The 723-nt window shown below is 70.7% G+C and carries 1 protein-coding gene; it reads right to left on the bottom strand.

The genetic code is table 11. From position 1 onward, the window contains the following. The coding region (locus AC1DU6_RS33945) for a secretin N-terminal domain-containing protein (RefSeq protein WP_477862801.1) at positions 1 to 723 on the bottom strand (723 nt) is incomplete at both ends.

The following is a 723-nucleotide window of genomic DNA, read 5'->3' as shown; positions in this document are numbered from 1 at the left end:
GCTGCCCTCGCTGGACAGCTTGGCCACGCCGGCGTCGGCGCTGACGCCGAGCTTGGTGCGCCGCACCGGCCCGGTCACGGCCGAGGGTGCCGCTCCGCGCGCCGCCCCGGTGCGGCCATACAGATTGCGCAGCACGGTCGCCACGCCAGGAATGGATACCTGCTTGCCGGCGCGATTCATCTTGAAGTCGGCGGCCCAGGCATAGCGCAGCGGGAACACCTGCACCTCGGCACGGTCGTCGCGTGCCGCGCGCTGGTCGATCAGCCGCACGGTCTGGCGCACCAGCTCCACATAGCGCTTGGGACCGGAGACGTAGACGTTGCCATCCGCCTCGCTGATCTGCAGCGGATAGCGGGCGTCGGCGATCTTGAGCCGGGCCAGCGTGTCGGCGATGCGCTGCGCGTTCTTGCCGGCGATGGTGAACACCTCGCTGCGCGTGTCGGCGGCCGGATCGACGAACAGGAAGGCGCCGTCGTAATACCAGGTCAGCCCGTTGGCCGCGCAGATATTGCTCAGCACCATCTGCACCGCACCGGGCTGGCTGCCGGTGATGGCGAAGCGGCCGCTGATGGTGCCGCCGACCTTGCCGTCGATGACCGCCGTGACGCCCTGCGACGCCGCCAGCTCGCGCAGGAAGTCGCCCACCGGCTTCTCGTTGGCTTCCATGCGGAAGGGCCGGCCGTTGCGCGGCAGGTCGGCCGCCCTGGCGGGGCTGGCCAGCAA

Source organism: Roseateles sp. P5_B10 (genome assembly GCF_056400485.1).
The sequence above is the reverse complement of the archived record's forward strand: the minus strand, read 5'-3'. Positions and strand labels throughout refer to the sequence as shown.